General features: G+C 61.5%; 20 protein-coding genes. 6 read left to right on the forward strand and 14 right to left on the reverse strand.

Going from position 1 to position 18321, the window contains the following annotated elements:
* Window positions 1-62: 62 nt before the first annotated feature.
* Entirely contained in the window at window positions 63-1046 is a 984-nt protein-coding gene (locus tag ABX74_RS13800) for an ABC transporter substrate-binding protein (RefSeq protein WP_047889018.1), read from the forward strand.
* A gap of 421 nt (window positions 1047-1467) precedes the next feature.
* Window positions 1468-2634 carry an alkane 1-monooxygenase gene (locus tag ABX74_RS13805; protein ID WP_020909414.1) on the forward strand — a complete coding sequence of 389 codons (1167 nt, stop codon included), beginning with the start codon at window positions 1468-1470 and terminating at the stop codon, window positions 2632-2634.
* Window positions 2635-2672: 38 nt separating this feature from the next.
* On the opposite strand, the gene ABX74_RS13810 is transcribed toward ABX74_RS13805, so the two are convergent.
* Both ABX74_RS13810 and ABX74_RS13815 read right to left on the reverse strand, forming a co-directional pair.
* Window positions 2673-3620: a nuclear transport factor 2 family protein gene (locus tag ABX74_RS13810; protein WP_047889019.1), complete on the reverse strand. Its 948-nt coding sequence runs from the start codon at window positions 3618-3620 to the stop codon at window positions 2673-2675.
* 2 nt (window positions 3621-3622) lie between these two features.
* Window positions 3623-4261 (reverse strand): NAD(P)-dependent oxidoreductase, encoded by a 639-nt coding sequence (locus tag ABX74_RS13815; protein ID WP_020909412.1) that lies wholly within the window; start codon window positions 4259-4261, stop codon window positions 3623-3625.
* A gap of 167 nt (window positions 4262-4428) precedes the next feature.
* On the opposite strand from ABX74_RS13815, the gene ABX74_RS13820 reads away from it, so the two are divergent.
* The 3 genes from ABX74_RS13820 (at window position 4429) to ABX74_RS13830 (ending at window position 6758) form a co-directional block, all read left to right on the forward strand.
* Window positions 4429-5400, forward strand: coding sequence for a serine/threonine dehydratase (locus ABX74_RS13820; protein ID WP_021331768.1), 972 nt, complete (start codon window positions 4429-4431; stop codon window positions 5398-5400).
* A gap of 58 nt (window positions 5401-5458) precedes the next feature.
* The gene (locus ABX74_RS13825; RefSeq protein ID WP_020971062.1) at window positions 5459-5860 is read left to right on the forward strand and encodes a hypothetical protein; all 402 of its coding nucleotides are present in this window, start codon (window positions 5459-5461) and stop codon (window positions 5858-5860) included.
* Window positions 5861-5921: 61 nt separating this feature from the next.
* Complete coding sequence (locus ABX74_RS13830; protein WP_047889020.1) at window positions 5922-6758, forward strand: DUF1206 domain-containing protein; 837 nt, start codon at window positions 5922-5924, stop codon at window positions 6756-6758.
* A 19-nt stretch (window positions 6759-6777) separates the two neighbouring features.
* On the opposite strand, the gene ABX74_RS13835 is transcribed toward ABX74_RS13830, so the two are convergent.
* The 3 genes from ABX74_RS13835 to ABX74_RS13845 form a co-directional block, all read right to left on the reverse strand.
* Window positions 6778-8085, reverse strand: a complete 1308-nt coding sequence (locus tag ABX74_RS13835; RefSeq protein ID WP_047889021.1) for a serine hydrolase domain-containing protein — start codon at window positions 8083-8085, stop codon at window positions 6778-6780.
* 82 nt (window positions 8086-8167) lie between these two features.
* Window positions 8168-8905, reverse strand: a complete 738-nt coding sequence (locus tag ABX74_RS13840) for an SDR family oxidoreductase (RefSeq protein WP_047889022.1) — start codon at window positions 8903-8905, stop codon at window positions 8168-8170.
* The gene (locus ABX74_RS13845; RefSeq protein WP_047889023.1) at window positions 8898-9605 is read right to left on the reverse strand and encodes a TetR/AcrR family transcriptional regulator; all 708 of its coding nucleotides are present in this window, start codon (window positions 9603-9605) and stop codon (window positions 8898-8900) included. The genes ABX74_RS13840 and ABX74_RS13845 overlap by 8 nt, the downstream gene beginning before the upstream one ends.
* 175 nt (window positions 9606-9780) lie before the next feature.
* Here ABX74_RS13845 and ABX74_RS13850 point away from each other — a divergent pair, with 175 nt between their 5' ends.
* Window positions 9781-10554, forward strand: coding sequence for a DUF4190 domain-containing protein (locus ABX74_RS13850; RefSeq protein WP_029256453.1), 774 nt, complete (start codon window positions 9781-9783; stop codon window positions 10552-10554).
* A 13-nt stretch (window positions 10555-10567) separates the two neighbouring features.
* Here ABX74_RS13850 and ABX74_RS13855 read toward each other — a convergent pair whose 3' ends face one another.
* The 9 genes from ABX74_RS13855 to ABX74_RS13895 all read right to left on the reverse strand — a co-directional run bounded on the left by ABX74_RS13855 (window position 10568) and on the right by ABX74_RS13895 (window position 18321).
* Window positions 10568-11044: a hypothetical protein gene (locus ABX74_RS13855; protein ID WP_037119881.1), complete on the reverse strand. Its 477-nt coding sequence runs from the start codon at window positions 11042-11044 to the stop codon at window positions 10568-10570.
* A 161-nt stretch (window positions 11045-11205) separates the two neighbouring features.
* On the reverse strand, window positions 11206-12306 hold the full coding sequence (locus tag ABX74_RS13860; protein ID WP_019745661.1) for an alcohol dehydrogenase catalytic domain-containing protein: 1101 nt from the start codon (window positions 12304-12306) through the stop codon (window positions 11206-11208).
* A 10-nt stretch (window positions 12307-12316) separates the two neighbouring features.
* Window positions 12317-13279 carry an ROK family protein gene (locus ABX74_RS13865; RefSeq protein ID WP_047889024.1) on the reverse strand — a complete coding sequence of 321 codons (963 nt, stop codon included), beginning with the start codon at window positions 13277-13279 and terminating at the stop codon, window positions 12317-12319.
* A complete protein-coding gene (locus tag ABX74_RS13870) occupies window positions 13276-13944 on the reverse strand; it encodes an HAD-IA family hydrolase (protein WP_019745659.1) in 669 nt (222 codons plus the stop codon). The genes ABX74_RS13865 and ABX74_RS13870 overlap by 4 nt, the downstream gene beginning before the upstream one ends.
* Window positions 13941-14825, reverse strand: a complete 885-nt coding sequence (locus ABX74_RS13875) for a TIGR03619 family F420-dependent LLM class oxidoreductase (protein ID WP_020971055.1) — start codon at window positions 14823-14825, stop codon at window positions 13941-13943. The genes ABX74_RS13870 and ABX74_RS13875 overlap by 4 nt, the downstream gene beginning before the upstream one ends.
* On the reverse strand, window positions 14822-15619 hold the full coding sequence (locus ABX74_RS13880; RefSeq protein ID WP_019745657.1) for a VOC family protein: 798 nt from the start codon (window positions 15617-15619) through the stop codon (window positions 14822-14824). The genes ABX74_RS13875 and ABX74_RS13880 overlap by 4 nt, the downstream gene beginning before the upstream one ends.
* Window positions 15616-16515, reverse strand: coding sequence for an NADP-dependent oxidoreductase (locus tag ABX74_RS13885; RefSeq protein WP_020909402.1), 900 nt, complete (start codon window positions 16513-16515; stop codon window positions 15616-15618). The genes ABX74_RS13880 and ABX74_RS13885 overlap by 4 nt, the downstream gene beginning before the upstream one ends.
* Entirely contained in the window at window positions 16512-17333 is an 822-nt protein-coding gene (locus ABX74_RS13890; RefSeq protein ID WP_019745655.1) for an SDR family oxidoreductase, read from the reverse strand. The genes ABX74_RS13885 and ABX74_RS13890 overlap by 4 nt, the downstream gene beginning before the upstream one ends.
* Window positions 17326-18321, reverse strand: coding sequence for a zinc-dependent alcohol dehydrogenase (locus ABX74_RS13895; protein WP_020909399.1), 996 nt, complete (start codon window positions 18319-18321; stop codon window positions 17326-17328). Before ABX74_RS13895 ends, ABX74_RS13890 begins: the two co-directional genes overlap by 8 nt.

An 18321-nucleotide genomic window follows, 5' to 3' on the forward strand; every position in this document is an offset into this window, starting at 1 on the left:
TTGTGTCGTGCCACAGAATGAACTTAGGGTTGGCTAAACAATCACCTCTGTAGGAGTTCTGCGTGCGCGCAATTCGATCATTTTCTTTCGGTTCCAGAGTCATCGCAGCGGCGGCAGCTGCCGTTGTCGGTGCGATGGTGGTGACTGGCTGTTCCTCGTCATCGGCCGACTCCGAGCCGACGGACGTCCGGACCGTTGCCTCGCCATACGGGGACATCGAGGTTCCCGCCTCGCCGGAGCGCGTCGTCGCCGCGTCGTACGACACTCCTTGGCAGCTCATGTCCCTCGGAGTGAAACCGGCTGCTGTGCAGGACTACGGCAAGTGGATCAGTGAATTCACGCCCGAGCAGCAGGCCTTCGTCGACGGGCTCCCGACCATCGGGCCCTACGGGGAAATGAACTTCGAAGCGATCGCTGCGGCAGATCCCGACATCATCGTCGGCGACGCCGACGAGGTGGACCAAGCGGCGTTCGACCGTCTGTCTGGCATTGCGCCCACTGTCATCGTCAAGGGCGAGAGTCGAGGCGACTGGAAGACGATCACCACGGAGATCGCCCAGGCGATCGGCAAGACGGACGTGCTCGAGTCGACGCGCACTGCTTACGAAGAGAATCTCGAACGTGTTCGTGGCGAGTACGCGGACGTGATCGCGAACAACAAGTGGATTCACATTTCGCTCGGAGACGCACCCGGCGCTTTCTCGGTTCAGCAGCCCACTGGTGCGATCGGCAATTTGGTCGTCAACGAACTCGGATTGGCGTACGGGCCCGGTGTTCCGACCAATTACACCGATGCCGGATACGAGTCCTACCCGATGGAGCAGTTGGCCGACATCATGAACGGTGTGACGGTCGTGCTGTATCCCCTGAATGCGGACGGATCGACCAATGCGGCGGTTCAAGCGGTCCTCGACGACAACCTCTTCACGAGGCTGCCGGCGGCGCAGGCTGGCCACGTCTTCGGATTGCAGTCGGGTGTCACAGATTTCGTGACCGCGAACGGTTGGCTGAACGAAGTGAAAACGAAGGTGTTTGCAACGCTCTGACGCTTGCTCACCTTTTGACTGCGCGCCCGCAACTGACCAGTTGAGGGCGCGCAGTCTTTTTGGTTGCCGCTCCGGGTGAGAATCCTGTCCTCTGCTTATGATTTCTGTCACGGCTGGTTACCGTTACTTCGTTGAACCGGACCAGGGCTGGTCTTGCCAGACCCTTGACGTTTCGAGGCGCAGCAAAAGGTTGATGCGGTGTCCATTGCCGCAGATCGATGGGGTATTTTGTCCGAATCAGCTGTCGGGGTGAACAGTGGCTACTCGGGGGAGAGCCCGTGCCGGACATGTGTCCCGGTCGGGTTTCCAGTAGGGCGTCGTGCGTTCACGACCACATCCGTCAGCGCGCGAGTCGTGGTTTGCTGAGCGTGAACGGTGCGTGGGGCGAATCGTTCGAGGGGACGAAAGGCGAGATCGGCGAATGACAGCGACTTCCGACGCACGGCATACCGAATCGAAGGCTGTCCAGAACACCGACTCGCCGTCTGGCGAAAACCCGCGCTGGCGCGACCGCAAAAGGTACCTGTGGCCGCTCGGATTGCTGATTCCACTCAGCCCGTTCATCTCCTGGTTTCTCGTCGACAACCTTCGTCTCGGATTGTTCTGGGCGACCGGCGCGTGGCTCCTGGTCATCGTCATCCCGATCATCGACATGTTGGCTGGTGAAGACGGCGAAAGTCCGCCGGACGATGCGATCCCACGACTGCAGAAGGACCGCTACTACCGCTGGTGCACTTACGCGTTCCTCCCCTTGCAATACGCCGGTCTGGTCTTCGCCTGCTGGTGCTGGATCAACGCTCCGATGGGAATCGCGGAGAAGATCGCGATGTCGTTCACGGTGGGTGTCGTCGCCGGCGTCGGTATCAACGCGGCCCACGAGCTCGGCCACAAGAGCGAGAAGAGCGAACAGTGGCTCGCGAAAGTGGCGCTTGCGCAATCTCTCTACGGGCACTTCTACGTGGAACACAATTTCGGCCACCATGTGCGTGTAGCTACTCCGCAGGACCCGGCCAGCTCACGGTTCGGTGAGAGCTTCTGGAGGTTCTTGCCACGAAGTGTGTTCGGCGGGCTGCGTTCGGCATGGCGCATCGAGAGCGCGCGACTCCAGAGGAAAGGCAAACGAACCTGGAGCTTCGAGAACAATATTCTCAACGCTTGGGCGATGAGTGTTGTCCTCTTCGCGACGCTGATCGGTATCTTCGGTTGGGAGGTCGCGCCCTGGCTCCTGCTGCAGGCAGTTGCCGGATTCACCTTCCTCGAAGCGGCGAACTACCTCGAGCATTACGGTCTGCTGCGTGGCAAGCGTGCTGACGGCTCGTACGTTCGCGCCAGCCCCGCTGACAGTTGGAACAGCGATCACGTCGTGAGCAATCTGTTTCTCTACCAACTGCAGCGGCACAGCGATCACCACGCCAACCCGAAGCTGCGGTACCAAAGTCTGCGTAGCGCGGCCGAAGCGCCGCAACTTCCGGCCGGCTACGCAGTGATGATCGTGATCGCGTGGATTCCACCACTGTGGCGCCGGGTGATGGACCAGAGATTGTTGGACTACTACGACGGCGACACAGAACGAATCAACGTCGGCTGATCACGTAGCCGTCCGCTGAACTGTTCGGAGTTGTCGTCTCAGCGACCGTCATCCCACACGGTGTTACCGCTTGCGGTCGTCGAAGGGTAGTCCTGGACCGCGTCCCAGTGTTCGACAATTTTGCCGTTCTCGTCGAATCGGAAGATGTCCATCGAGCCGCTGCCGGCCGTTCCCTCACCGGACGAAGCGAAGGTCTGAACAAAGACGAAGTCGCCCTCGGCTACCGTCCGTGGAAACTTGGTGGCCTTGTCTCCGGTAACGGGTTCGATCCCGGCCAGTGCGGTGACAAATGCGTCCTTGCCGTCAGCGAACGAGGGGTTGTGCTGGGTGTAGGTCGGACCGACCAGCTGGTCGGCAGCCTCGGCGGCTTTGCCTTCGTTGAAGGCGAGCTGCAGGAACGTCAACGCGTTGGCCGTGTTGCGCTCCAAGACTTCTGACGACTTGGACGGCGACGAGGTGGGTCCGTCGAACATCGTGTTCGGATTTGCGGACGTTTCCGGCACGTCTTGAATGGCATCCCAGTGTTCGACGATCTTGCCGTTGTCGACGCGGAAGATGTCGAACACGGCCTGGCCGCGGTCGCCGGGTGCAGACGTGGTGTGAGACTGGAGGGCAACCAGATCGCCCTCGGCGAAAACACGAGTGATCTCGGCGTGTAATCCGGGTGTGGCCTCGACGTAACCGCCTATGCCGCTGACAAATCCGGCTGCCCCGTCGGCGGCAGTGGGGTTGTGTTGGATGTAGACGTCGCCAAGGTACCGGTCGGCGGCTTGCTGTACCTGACGGCCGTTGAACGCCAGTTCGTAGAAGTCCGTGACGACGGTCTTGTTGGATTCGAGTTGATCGCCCTGTTCGGCAACAACGCTCGTGGACGTCGCAGAGCTGCTGAGCGTTGCGGATTCCGCGTCGTTGGAGCACGCGGTGAGCAGGAGAGCGGCGGCAGCGGGAACAGTGATCCAGGCTGCGCGCCTACGAAGGTTGCTCATGTTCAGTGTGCGACGGTGAAACGCTGGCGACGGTGGGCCGGAGTCTCGATCTCGTCGACAAAAGCGTGGGCGTAGTCTTCGCCCGCGATGGCGGAGTTACCCTCGGCGTCCGTCAGGAGAATGTCGCCACCCAACTGGAACGATCCCTTCGGGGCGACGCCGGCATGGGCGCCGAATGCTGCGGCCGGGCTCACGTAGAACCAGTCGACATTGCTGTCGGTCGCGCGGAGCGCATCGAGGACGTCGGCGTGAGCGAGCGCCTCACCCTTGTATGCGTCCGGGAAGTCGGGGGTGTCGACGACGCGCGGCCCACCCTCGGCGACCAACAGGCTGCCGGCGCCACCGACTACGGCAATGCGAGCACCGTTGCGTGCGGCGGCATCTGCGAGGGGAGTGACGGCGTCGAGCAGGCGCTTGCCGTCGATCTCGCGAGCGGGGATGGCAACGACAACGACATCGTTGTCTGCCGTGATCTGCTCCACGATCGTGTTGTCGTGAACCGAACCCTGCACGACATTCGTGTCGGTTCCGGACTGCGCGCTGCGAGCGACGACGGTTACCTCGTGGCCGCGTGAAGCGGCTTCTTTCGCGATTGCGCTTCCTGCAAAACCGTTTCCACCGAATACTGCGATCTTCGACATGGCGTGTGCCTTTCCTTGCTGTCGTCGTTGTGCTTGTAGTAGTAAATTTATTCACCTGGAAGGTCGATGTCTCGGTCAGATGCAGGCAGTAATTGGTGAAAAACAGACATCTTGATGACGATGGGCCGACTGCTTCGGGTCGAAGTTGCGAACCGTAGGGTTGGTACATGACTCTCACCGCCGACAACAACGCAGGTCCAGTGGCAATCGAGCGCTCGGACGTCGAAGCTGCGCGGACTCGTATCGCAGGACTGGCGCGGCGTACTCCCATCTTTCGAACTGCGGTGCCGACACCACACGGTGAGGTGCCGGTTCTGTTCAAGCTCGAGTACCTCCAACACGGCGGCTCCTTCAAGGTGCGCGGCAGTCTCAATGCAGTGGAACGAGCGGTCGCCGACGGCACCATGCCTGACGCAGGCGTGGTGATCGCGTCCGGCGGCAACGCTGCGATCGGCGCTGCGTGGGCCGCGCGGCGCCGAGGACTCACCTGCACAGTGGTGGTGCCGGAGACAGCGCCCGAAGCAAAGGTGAAGGCACTTGGGGAGCTGGGTGCAACCGTTCACAAGGTCGGCGACCGGTATGCACTCGCCGCTGCCGCTGCGGCGGACATCGCACGCTCGAGCGGTGCGCTCGAACTGCACGCCTACGACCTGCCCGACATCGTCAGCGGAGCCGGGACCATTGCTCTCGAGATCGAGGACGACGCATCCGGACCGATCACGTATTGCGTTGCAGTCGGCGGCGGCGGGTTGGTCTCTGGAATCGTCGCGGCGGCTCGTCCCGAAGATCAAGTGGTAGCCGTCGAGCCGACCGGGGCTGCCACCTTGCACACCTCGCTCGATGCGGGGCGTCCGATCGATATCGAAGTGAACAGTATCGCCGGGGACTCATTGGGGGCCACACGGATTGGCGCCATCGCCTGGGAGACGCTGCATGAGAGTTCGGTTAACAGCGTTGTGGTCGACGATGATTCGATCCGGCAGGCGCGGGCGTTCCTGTGGCGGGAGTTCCGGATCCTGGTGGAGTTGGGAACCGCGGCAGCAATGGTTCCGGTTCTGAACGGAACGGTGACGCCGCCGTCCGACGGTGAATTGTGCGTCGTTTTGTGCGGTGCCAACACGCATCCGACCGACCTGTAATTTTTGCGTATTTCTTTGCCTGCGTGTGAGAAAGTCCCAGGTGGGTACCTCTCGCAGTATGAGTACCAGCAGCATTATCTGGATAATTGTTGCCGTGGTCGTGGTGATAGCGATCGTGGCCGCACTCCTGTGGGTGGCGCGAAACAGGCGCGACGAGCGTCGTCACATCGAGGCAGAACAGATCCGCGAAGACGTCGCAGACAAGTCGCTGCAAGTAGGCGAGCGCGAGGCGCGGGCAGAAGAGACAGCAGCCAAAGCGCGCATGGTGCAGGCAGAGGCCGACGCCAAAGCGGCGGAAGCGTCTGCGCTGCAACATCATGCAGCGCAACATCGGAAAGAGGCGACGAGCTCTCGCGAGGAACTGAACCAGCAACGAGATCATGCAGACACGATCGACCCCAAGGTTCCCAACCCCGAAGAACCGCGGTCGACGCCGGATCAGAACCCTCGAAACCCTTGATCTCGAAACACTTGATGCAGGCGTTCGAGGGAAGCGTCTGCCCGTATATGGTTCGACGATCATGATGAACAAAGAATCGTCACCGCAGGACCAGAAAAGTGTCCCGTCCACGGCGGCTGACGTCGCACAGAACAATGTCTTCGAGCGCTTTGCCCGCGCAGGATTTGTCGTCAGCGGTGTGGTTCATCTGCTGATCGGATATATCGCGATCCGCCTTGCTCTCGGTGGATCCGGGTCTGCGGACCAATCGGGTGCGATGGCCGAGTTGGCAGGAAAACCAGGGGGTGTTTTCGCTCTGTGGGTCGGCGTCGTGGCCTTCCTTGCCATGGCGTTGTGGAGATTAGCCGAAGCTGCGTTGGGGAGCTCGTCGTCGCCGTCCTCGGACGACAAGAAGAAGGAGTTCTTCAACCGCGCAAAGGCTCTGGGCATTTCGCTCGTCTATTTCGGTTTTGCTTTCACTGCATTCGGATTCGCCCGCGGAAGCGGGAAGTCCAGCAGCGGTCAGAGTGCGGGAATCACGGCGCGTTTGATGGAGAACACGCTGGGGACTATCGCATTGGTGATCGGTGGGATCGCGATCATCGCTGTGGGTGTTTACCACGTGTACAAGGGCGCGAGCCAGAACTTCCTGGATGATTTGAAAGGCACACCCAGCAACTTCGTGCGCCGACTCGGAACCGTCGGGTACGTCGCCAAGGGCTTGGCCATCGCTGCTGTCGGCGTTCTGGTTCTTCTCGCGGTCAACAGTTCCGAACCCGGCAAGTCCTCCGGACTCGACGGAGCGTTCAAGACGCTGGGTGCGCAGCCGTACGGAGTGGCCCTGCTGATCCTTGCCGGATTGGGCATCATCACCTACGGGCTCTACTGCTTCGTGATGGCACGCTCGACGAAGATGTAGCGCCCGCGGGTAAGTGGGTCTATCCGAATGACCCGGTCTGGAAACCGACGTCGCTGCCCGACGAACTTCCCGTCGAGCTACCGAATATCGGTCGTCTCGGAACCAGATCATGCATCAGGTTCACTGCTGCAGGGTCTATCATCGCCGCATTTCCACCGTTCGCCAGAATCGTGATCGACCAACCGCTGTCGGGAACCAACAGGGTGATGCAGTTGGATCCCGAGCTGTCTCCGTTCTTCTTGGCGAACCGTTGTGGGAAGTTCGGCGTCGGGGGTTGGAGCTGCCACGCCATTCCCATTCCGAATGCAGGATTCTCCGGAGCTTGCGTGTCGATCTGCTCGAGCATCGAGGTCAGGACCGGTTTGAGCGGGTTGGTGCCATAGCCGAGAGTTGTTGCGGCCCAGATCGACATGTCCTCGGCGGTGCTGACGAGGCCACCCCCGCCTGCGATCGCACCCGTGTTGTTCCACAGAGGGGCTCTTGTGCCGTCGAGGTAGTACGGAACGGCCAGGTCGGTTGCATTGGTCTCGATCACGGTACCCATCATCCCGAGCGGGTCGGTGATTTCGCGGGCGACTGCTGCCGCGAAAGGCGGCTTCTCCTGTCCCGGAATGATCTTGTCTGCCATGAGTGTGCCGAGCAGTCCGAACCCGAAGTCCGAGTACAGCCAGTGGCTACCGGGGGCGAACTCCAAGGCCCCGGGAGCCCGGAGTCCTTCCCAGAGCATGTCTCTCGTGTACTTCGCTTTCTCGTCCACGCACGATTGTGTGGGATCTGCGCACCCAGCCGAGAGATTGGGTGGGTCGTCGCTAAGACCGGAACGGTGGGTGACCAGTTGGCGAAGCGTGATCTCCTCGCCACTGCTGCCTTTTGGCAGCGGGTTGCCATCCGAATACTTGCTCGCCAGGTCGTCCAATCCGACTTCTCCCCGAGCGATCAGTTTCGCCAGTAGTGCAGCCGTGAAGGTCTTGGTCTCCGAGGCGATCTCGAATTGCGTTCGTGGAGTGACTCTCACGCCGTTTTCGACGTCGGCCTGGCCGTAGTGGTACGTAGTGGTGACACTCGCTTTGCGGTTCTTCTCATCCGGTTTGACGATGGCGAAGGCAAGACCGGGGACTCCGCTGTTCAGCAGTGTCTCTGCGACGCGCTGTACCGCTTGGGCTTCCGCAGGATCGCCGACCCGCGAACCTGGATTGGGTGCCGTGGGGCCGGCGGCGCTGGCGGTCGAGGAGGTCGCGAGGGTTATGACGGCGGTTGCCGCCAGTCCTGCAACGCTGATGAACTGTCGTCGTGACGTCCGGGCGGACCCTCGATCCTGGTTTTCCATTGTTTGCACATTACAACCAAAGTCGACTGGTTTGACTGTTTTGTCGGAATTGCCAAGGTGTGCTCCTTAGACGATGGTTTTGCTAAATCACGCCGCCGTTGACGTAGATGACCTGGCCATTGACCCAACGAGCTGGGCCGGCGAGAAACGCGACAGCCTCCGCGATGTCCGCCGGTGTGCCGAGGCGTTCCAGGGGAGCCAGCTTGGACAGGTTCTCCACTGTAGCTTCGTCTTTCCCGTCAAGGAATAGATCGGTGGCCGTGGGGCCTGGGGCTACGGCGTTGACCGTGATATCGCGTCCCCGTAGCTCTTTCGCGAGAACCAGAGTGATCGCGTCGACAGCACCTTTGGTGGCGGCGTACGCGGCATAAGTCGGAAACGCCAGCTTCTTCACGGAGGTGGAGAAATTGATGATCGCACCACCGCGTCGGACACGTCTGGCTGCCTGCTGGTCGACCACGAAGGTCCCTCGGACGTTGATCCGATGCATCCGATCGAAATCGTCGAAGTTCAGTTCTGCGACGGTGGAGAGAATCATGATTCCGGCTGCATGGACGACGACGTCGATGCCCCCGAACTCCTCCTCGACCGTATCGAACAGGGCCCCGACTTCACCTTCGTCGGCGACGTCGGCATGCACCGCGATGGCGCGACCGCCCGCTGCGACGATGGTGTCAACTGTTTCCTGGGCGCGTTGAAGATTTCCTGAATAGTGCACGGCGACAGCCATTCCGTCGGCGGCGAGCTTCTCGGCAGTCGCTCGCCCGATGCCGCCGGAAGCTCCGGTGACGATGGCGACGCGGGTGGTGGTGTCAGTCATGATGTAACTCCTGAACTGGTTTGGTTGCATCGGACAGCTTGCGGAGCCACTCCCGTAGTAGGCCGACTTCGTTGGTGGAGAGGGAAGTTGAATCTGCGGCGGCGAGTTGGGCGTCGAGAGTGGATGCAACTCTGTTGAGGGAGGCGTCCGGGTGGGCGTCGGATTCGTCGATGATGGACGCGAAGATTCCGTCGCGAACTCGCTGTGACAGCGTCGGATCGGGGTACTGTTCCGGCCTTACGACGAGCATCAGAGCGACACCCGCATTGGCGGACATCACCATCTGCGTAGCCACGTCGACCGATACGGTCAGAACGCCTGCCGCAGCGCATCGTTCGAGAACGGATCGAAGTAGCGCCTGGGCTTGCAAGGCGGTGTCGGCACTCTGGGCGGAAGGTGAGTGCATCAGTCGGTAATGAGCGGGATGTGCGAGCGCGAAGGCTGTATGCGCATCCCAGCCGGCCCGTAGATCGGCAACTGGGTCATCGGAAGGTGTCGCAGCGCGTTTGCCTTCGAGGTATTCGGAGAATCCTGCCTCGACGACGGCTGCGAGCAGTCCGTCCTTGTCGCCGAACTGACGGTAGAGCGCGGGGGCGCCGACGCCGGCCATCTCGCACACGGCACGGGTGGAGATGTCACCGTTGGGGGAGGTGTTGAGCAACTCGGTTGCTGCGGCCAGAATCTTTGCTCTCGAACTCATGAAAACAACGCTAACACAAATGTGTAATCGTTGCTATCACCGGTTTGGTCGTGCGAACGAACTACAGACACAGGCACCAGAACTTGATCAGATGAGTGAGCCGGTCCGGCCACGGTTCTGTGTGGAGTGACGGCTAGAGCCGTTCTGTTGTCACACTCTGAACGAAGGAATCCTGGTGATCGACTCGGAAACTACTGTTGCGCACAATAATTCGCATTCCGGTTATCTGGGGTGGATTCTGCGGGTCATCAGTGTCGTGGCGTGTGTTGCGGTTGCAACGGTCGTTGCCTCGCTGACGCTCGGGCCGCCATTCGCACGGGCCTGGGCACAGTGGGTTGCTCGTCATCTAGGTGGGGACTTCGAGACGGGAGTCGTTGTCGGATTTGTGACTGGGCTTTTAGGCATTGCTGTGACTTTGTTCGCAGCGCTGATGAGTTCGTTGGCGTGGCGGCGCCGAGGTGGCCCGGCATTGTCGCTTGGTATCGGTGCTATTGCCTTGCTTGCCGTTCTTCCTGGCGCAGTGAATTTGAGTATCGCGGTTGGTGCAGCAGGATCCGGGGTAAGGGCGGCGGGGAGGATCCTCGACGTCGACGGGCCGGCGTTTCGTGGAGCCTGGGTAGCCGGATCAGTGGCGGGACTGTCGCTGTATATGGTCGGGGCGCTGCTGTTAGGGAGGAGCCTTCGTTCGGCATTCGGGCCTGTCAGGCAGGTGGTGTCGCCGCCGCCAGGGGTGGTCGGCGGTACGAATGCCTTGGCCATCGTCGCACTGGTACTTGGAATCTTCGGTGGGGTTCTTGCTATTCCCGTGGGCCATGTGTCGCTGAACCAGATTCGCCGTTCCGGCGAAAGTGGGCGCGGATTGGCAGTGGCCGGCCTCGTTCTCGGCTATCTGTCGCTGGTCGTCATCGTAGGTGTCGTACTAGTGGCTGTGCCCGCGGCCTTTCGATAATTTGGGTCGCGCGTCAGAGTTGGGTGGGCTGGAGTGGCTCGATGTCGTAGGCGCGGGGTCCGAACAGGCTCGCCGTCCGGGTGCGAATGGACGGAAGTGCTTCGTAGAGGCTCCCGCCGAGGCGGTGGAGGGAGTTGAACGATCGCGATTCCCAAACCGGAAACTCTCCGTCGGTGTCGCGTGATGCTGTGTCCCACAGGAGGGCGTCACCGTTTTCGCTCCATCCGAAAACCTGCAGCGAGTCGGGGAGTGACCAATCGCCGTCGGGTTCGATCATCCAATCGAACTCGTCATCCTGTCCTTCTGTGTAGACCGAATGAAGATGAGCGGTGAGGTTGCGGGCGCGCCCTTGCCAGCCGTCGGCAAATCCGGGAAGGACGGGCGGATAGATGAGCCAGAGTCCGAAGGTCCGCGCCCACCCTGCGCGCCGGATGAATGCGCGATATGAATCGGGGAAGCCCTGCCGGTCGGGAAATCGAAAAGAATCCAAAAAGGTGAAATCTATGTGTTGAAGCGTCGGTTGGCCTTTTACCGTCAGCGCGTTGGGTCCCGTGGCAAACACGTCATCAACACTAGCAATGCGAGTCCGTGGGGGATCTCGGGCGGGAGGTCTTGGCTGGTTGTTCCCCGAGTTCGTCGGATCAAATACCTTCAATGACCCGCAAGATTCACCACCAATCGAATCACCAACTCGCCGTCCACCTCTCGGGTCCGTTTCTCGCAGATCACGTTCATCAATGCGGTGCCCTCATCGATGCCGAGTTGGTGTGTGAGTAGCGTGTCGATCGTGTCGTCGGCGCTCGTCAATGCAGCTGCAGCGGAGGCGAGTTGGTGGTTCGTGACTCCTCTGTTGCCCGTCAAGGCAACGCGCAGAGAGCCCCTGGTGAACGTCGTGATCGCGGGTGGTGTCGGTCCACCCGTGTTGGCTTGTCGCACCCCGGCGATGTCCACCCCGGGTAACAAATCGGACGTGGCCTTGGCCGGCACTCCACCAATCGGATGCACGGAGACAACTCGATCGCCGAGGCGTTCCAGAGCGGTGTCGATCGACGCTACTGTGCCGGCGCGGTGAGTCGCGACCAGCACGGCGACCGAGCCTGTGGTTTCGCGTACCCAGTTCTCGGTAGCGAGCGAGTTGACCACGGATGGAAAGTGATTTGTCGTCCACTCCATGCCGAGTTCGGTGCGGTGGACCATTACTACTCGGACGGTTGGGAAGAGAACGGAGGGTGCGAGGGCCGCAGCCAGATTTCCGATGAGACCGTCGCCGAAAATGAGCAGCGTCCCCGGTGACTCACGGGAGAGGCAGGAGAGCGCATACCTGACGACGGCGTACGGTTCGACGAGAGTAGCGCGTGCGCTGGAAAGTTCCAGTGGCAACGGCGTGACCAACCCTCCACTCACCGCGGGCACGCCGATGATGACGCGTTGTTGAAACAACCCCTCGACGTTGTGGCCGAGAAGAAACGATGAATCATGCGGATGCGTCGGATTGACCACGACTCGATCACCTACCTCGAAGCCGGTGACGCCGTCGCCCACTTCGACGACGCGGGTAGCGCCTTCGTGGCCGACGATGGGCGAGGGGTCGTCCCTGTCTCCGCGCACAATCTGAATGTCAGTCCCGCACAGGCTGACTTTCTCGGGGGCGACGAGAAGTTCGCCGGGTCCGGGAGTTGGAGTCGGCCGCTTTTCGACGCTCGACCGACTGCCCCTTCTCACGATTGCGCGATGGGTGAGTTGCGTTGTCATGAATCCTCTTTCACAGCTTGCTTACGCGGAGGCGACCGGCGGCAATATCGTCGGCACCGGACAGGGTGTCGATGTCGTGAGGACGGCACAGGTATATCGTCTTACGGATTCTCTCGGGAGTCAGTGACGTGTCCGCGTACGATCGCACCGAGGCGAGTTGGGAACAAAGTTCCCTCTCGTATATCTCGGACAGACCTTCGGCGAGCCCGCCACCGATCCCGATGCGATCCAGTCGTGGATCGAGGGCGATCATCGTTCTGACCAGCTCGGCGATCGGCTCGACGACCACGCTCAACAGAAGTGATGCACCAGGGGCGCCTGACTCGAGTGCTGGACCGAACGAATCTCTGTCATAGGGCAATTCGAGAGCCGAGGCGACAGCAGCCAACGCCGAGCCGGACGAGATCGCCGCGACATGTCCGATGCCTCCACATGCGCAGGGCAACTGTCGCACTGTATCCGGCCCCGACGTCACTGCACGAAGGTGGCCGACCTCACCTTGCAACCCCAATGCGTCCACTGGAATCACTCCCTCTCTTGCATCAGCTATCCGCAGTGCGATCCCGCTGCTGATGGTGAGGTAGGCGATGCGCCGATCGGTGGGACGTGTAAACCCACGAGCGAATGACGCCAACCCTGCCGTCACGTCGTTCACGAGTGTCCATCGAACGTCCGGGCGGTGGGATTCGAGGAGGCGCAGCAACGGAATCTCACCGGCAGGAGTGCCGCCCCACAATGGGCCGGATCCATGGGCGACGCCCTTCTGTTCGTCGAGCGCGGCCCCGCACGCCATGTTCACTGCGGCACCCGGCGGTAGATATCGATCCAGTGTCTCGATCAGCTCGCGCAGGAGTTGATCGGGAGTGGCAGACGGTTGCCGGAGCACGCTGGGCGATGGCAGCCGTTCGGTTCGCTCACCGCTGCGGATGCGTAGCCACGTACCTCCCAGATCGACCGATACGGTATCCGTCATAGTTCCGGTACCACGTCGATTACGAGCTCCGATCTCTCTCGGGAGAGTCGTAGTGAAGTAAAATTATTCACTCTCAAAAGGTTTCGTCCGGGCTCGGCTCCGATTGCAACGCATGATGCGCCGGAATCGGCCGCAGCAGCCATGCCGGCCGAGGAGTCTTCGAATACGGTGCAGGAGTCGGCGGAAACCTTCAAGCGCGCCGCCGCTGCAAGAAAGCCCTCGGGATCTGGCTTGCCGGCGCGCACGTCCTCAGCGCATACCGACGCGTGTGGAAGCGGGAGGCCCGCTTCAGTGAGCCTTCGCACCATCATCGATCGAGGGGCCGACGTGACAATCGCCCATTGCTCCCGGGGCACAGACGCCAGAAAGTCCTTGGCGCCGGCGATGGCGCGAACTGGATGCGAGTTCTGCTCTTCGCTTTGCCTGATCCAGTTCAGTTCGGATTCGACGTTTGCTCGATTACCGAGAACCCGAACGATGATGTCGGAAGCGATGCGGCCTGGAAGTGCCTGCGCTACCACCGCCCGATCAACGCCGTGCCGGTCCGCGAATTCGAACCAGACAGCCTCGATCGACGCCTGCGAATCGACGAGGGTTCCGTCCATGTCGAACAGCAGTGCCGAGGTCGAAATGGATTGTCGAATCAAGCTGGGCCGCAGAGTCATAAGACGGCCACCCGACTCATTCCCAAACTTTCGCCGGCAATGCGAATCAGATCGAGATCGTGGTCGGTTGAGCGGCGCAGTCGCTGGTCGCCAGGATCGGTATCGAGCACAATCGTCTGTGCACCGATCTCAGACAGAAAATCGATGTCGGCACGTATCTGGTTGATGGTTCCGTACCCGAGTGGACGGTCTGGTGATTCGACAGATCTTTCGGTGGGGAGAAAGTAGATGCGGGGGACGAACTCACGCCCGGGGGCGAGTGAAGCGACTCCAGCGATGCATAGGCCCCGGGTAGGGTGCAATGGGTGCCATGCAGTGCCTAATCTGTTGGTTCGGTCGATCGCAGCGGGTCCGTTGCCGCCGATCCACAACGGAGGGTGTGGTTGCTGCAGCGGTAGAGGTCCGTTGTGCACGCGATGTGTTCCGGCCGAGCCCGGTGCGTCGTATGTCTCCGACGTCCACGCTGCGATCAGGGTTTCGAGAGTGGTATCCGTCAGTCGGCCTCGACGTGTGAACGGAACGCCGAGGACGTCGAAAGCCTGTGCAGTCCAGCCGACCCCGATGCCCACGATCAACCGTCCGCCGCTGAGTCGATCAATCGTCGCGGTCGCGTGGGCGAGGTGGGCCGGGTGTCGGTGACTGCCGATCAGCACGCCGCTGCCCAGGCGAATCGACTCGGTACCCGCTGCGAGCCAGGACAGCGTGGCCAGGCACTCGTAAAACGGAGCGGGAGAGCGGCGATTCGCGTCGTCGGTCAACACCACGTGATCCGAGAGTAGGACATTGTCGAATCCGGCAGCTTCCGCTGTCCGGGCCCACGCGAGAATCCCCTCGGGGTCGATCTGCGGCCCGAAGTTGGGGAGATTGATTCCGTACTTCACAGCGAACTCGGAATCAGTCGCGCGGCGCCCCCGTGGCGGAACGTCAGGAAGTTTCCCCCGTTGGCGGTCAAAGGGCGAGGGGCCTCCTGCCGGCCGATGTGGTGCTCGAACAACTCGATGTTCAAGTCGCCGACGGATACCATCGCCATCCGGGACGTTCCTTCGACGTCGAGATCGAACTGTGCCGTCATGAACCCGCGATCCGCTGCGATGTCGGTGCGGAGCACCTCGGTTCCCGAATGGGCGGTCACCAGACGCGCTATCGCGGCGTCGAGGTCCGGGACGCTGTAGCCCGTGTGATCCAAACCGCGGCAGGTCGGGAGAAGGGCTGACGCGATGTCCTCTCGTCTGTGGTGGAGTCGGGCCTGGGTCTCGTGGAAGTATCCCGGCTCCTCGGGCCACTGCTGAAGTTCGAAGAGATCGCCCCACGGCGACCGGAAGTACACCCACTTGTTGCCCGCAATCGGACCCTCGGGTACCTCGATCACGTCGCCGAGGACTGTCACGTCGCTTCGCGAATCAAGGTAGCTCACAGCGAGTTCGATATCGCCGACAGTGAAGCAGAGATGGTTGGTACCGATGTCGACCAACCGCGGTGGGGGTTGATGGGGCCAATCCGCTGATACGAAATCCACGACCCCCGACAATCCGATCGGTACGGAGACACGTCCGGGGTATCTTACGACGCGGTTCGCACCCAGGAGTGAAGCGAAGAAGTTGGCGGCGGCGTCCGCATCGGGAACGGTGACACCGACTGTGGACAAGGCATCTTCGACATTCGCGGTCACGGTCATGGGATCAGCAGTACCTTTCCTCGGGTTCCGCCCGCGGCCAGCAGAGCGTGGGCTTGGGGTGCTTCGTCGAACCGGAATGTTCGGGCGACAGGGACGGTGACCGAACCGGTCGATACCAGTTCGGCGAATGATTCGAGGCCCGAGCCGTCCTCGTCGACATAGCTTTTCGCCGGTGTGATTCCACGTTGCGGTGCGGGTTGCTCGTTGTCGTCGATGGAGATGAAGGCGCCGTCGTCTCGCACACTGTCGACGGATTCGGCAATACCCGCCGTGTCGACGATGGCGTCGTACTCCTTCTGCGGCAGGTCGACGGGACTCGCTATGACCCGGCTGAGGCTGAGGGCCAAGAGTTCGTCAGTGTCGCTCTCGCGAGCGAGGGCTTCGACGCGGTGTCCCCGCGAGATCAGCAGCGCCGACGCTATTCGGCCCACCGCGCCGGCAGCACCGGTCACCAACACCGTGGATTCTGGTGCAAGGTCGAGTTTCTCGAGGCATTGCACAGCGGTGAGCGCTGCGAGTGGGATCGCTGCAGCGTGCTCGAGGGTGACGTTCGACGGAGCGGGTGCGAACAAGGACTGGTCGGCGGTGACGCGTTCGGCATAGGTTCCGTAGCGGTGTGCCGGTTGCGCGATCATTCCGATGACGCGGTCTCCTGGCGTGAAGCGTGTTACCGCGGATCCGACTGCGATAACAGTTCCGGAGACGTCCCATCCCAATACGGCTGGGAAGTGCAACTCGATGGGCAAGAACCCCGAACGGGTCTTCAGATCGACAGGGTTGACGGCAGCGGCTGCAACGGAAACAGTGACGTCTCCGGGGCCGGATGTCGGCTCGTCAACCTCGGTGAGAGTGAGAACGCTTGGGTCGCCGGTGGCTTCGATTGCGATGGCTTTCATGCGATTCCTTTCATGAGACCTTGCGTTGGAGAATGATCGACGGCGTAGCGGGCATTCGCTTCGGCTGCAGTCAGAACCAGTCCGCCGTCGACGGTAACGGTGGTCCCCGTGAGATAGCTCGAACCGGACCCGGCGAGGAACGCCGCGGCTGCTGCGACCTCGTGCACACCGGCCGGACGCCCCAACGGGATAGCGGGGCGATCGATGTCCGCATACGAGGATTCGTCATCGATGCCGTTCATCGCGGTGGCGGTTTCTCCCGGTGCGACGGAATTGACGCGCACTCCGTGGGGCGCGAATTCGAGGGCGAGGACACGACTCGACGCCGCCAATGCGGCCTTGCTGGCGCAGTAGATTGCACCGCCGGTGATGGGGACCGTGTCATGGATCGATGTGATGTTGACGATCGATCCTGCGATACCTCGCGCGATCATCCGGCGCCCCACCGACGAGGCCAACGCAAGTGGGGTGATCGAATTGACGGCCATGACCTCGCGCATTCGATCGATGGCGAGTGCATCTGCGGGTGATCGATCGTTGATTCCGGCATTGTTTACCAGGCAGTGGATCTCACCCAGTTCATCTGTGCATCTCAGAACGGCGTCGACTGTCGATTCGGCATTGCGCAGGTCCAGTTGCAGGGGAACGACGTCGATGCGGAACTGCGCATTTAGTTCGCTCACCAACCGTGCGATGCGATCGAGACCATTGCCGTATCCGAGGACGAGGTTGTGACCCTCTTTCGCAAGCGCGAGCGCGATTGCCCGGCCGATACCACTACTCGCTCCGGTTATCACTGTGTATTCGAGCTCACTCAACAGAGATCACCACCTTCGGCCGTGTCCTGTGGCCTTCGAGACGATCGAATGCGGACTGTGCTTCGGTCAGAGGAACCACACTGTCGATCAATGCGGTCAATGCCGGGCGAATCAGCGGGAACAGTTCCGCGGCTCGGCGGTAGTGATCTACCCCGTGACGTACTCCGATGATCGAAATGCCGGCCAGCGCAACCGCTCCGGGATCGATCGATTCCGTGTGCGCCGCGACGCCTACGAGGATGCACTTGCCTCCCGGACGGAGAACGCCTACGGCGGTACCCAGCGCACCGGCGCCGCCAGACGCCTCCACGACCACGTCGTACTGCCCGGTCAGGTGTGTGGCATCGGTGAAACTGTGTGTGACGGTGCCGGAGTCGAGGTGTTCGATCGACCGGGGTTCGAGAACGTCGACGGTGATCGGGTATCGACTCAGCATGGCGATGGACAAGCTGCCGATCGTGCCCGCGCCGACGACGAGAACCCGATCACCCGGCGACACCGAAGCAGCGTCGAGCGCCTCGAGCACCGTCACGAGCGGCTCGATGAGAACGTGCTCCGGTTCGACTGTGACGCGACCGAGTGAAACGACCGTGCGCCGCGGCATGCGGAGGAATTCGGCTGCGGCACCAGGATGTTCGTATAGCCCGACCTCACGCAGATCGGAGCATTGGTTGCGTCGTCCGGCCCCGCAGGCCGAACACGCCTGGCAGAAAATCATCGTGCTCCCGGTGACTACGTCACCCGCCGACAGATCGTGAATATTCGGGCCGGTCTGCTCTACGGTGCCCACCCATTCGTGCCCGAAGTGATGCGGAAACGACGTAAGGCCATCAGTGAGGTATGACGACGTGCCGTGCAACAACTCCAGATCCGTACCGCACAGACCGACATAGGCAACCTTGACGACGACATCGTCAGGCCCGCAGTTGGGACGGTCGATCGTCACGATCGACACGGAACGGGGAGCGTCGATCATCGCAGCTCTCAT

This window comes from Rhodococcus sp. ARP2, from assembly GCF_001029585.1.
Lineage (GTDB): Bacteria > Actinomycetota > Actinomycetes > Mycobacteriales > Mycobacteriaceae > Rhodococcus_F > Rhodococcus_F erythropolis.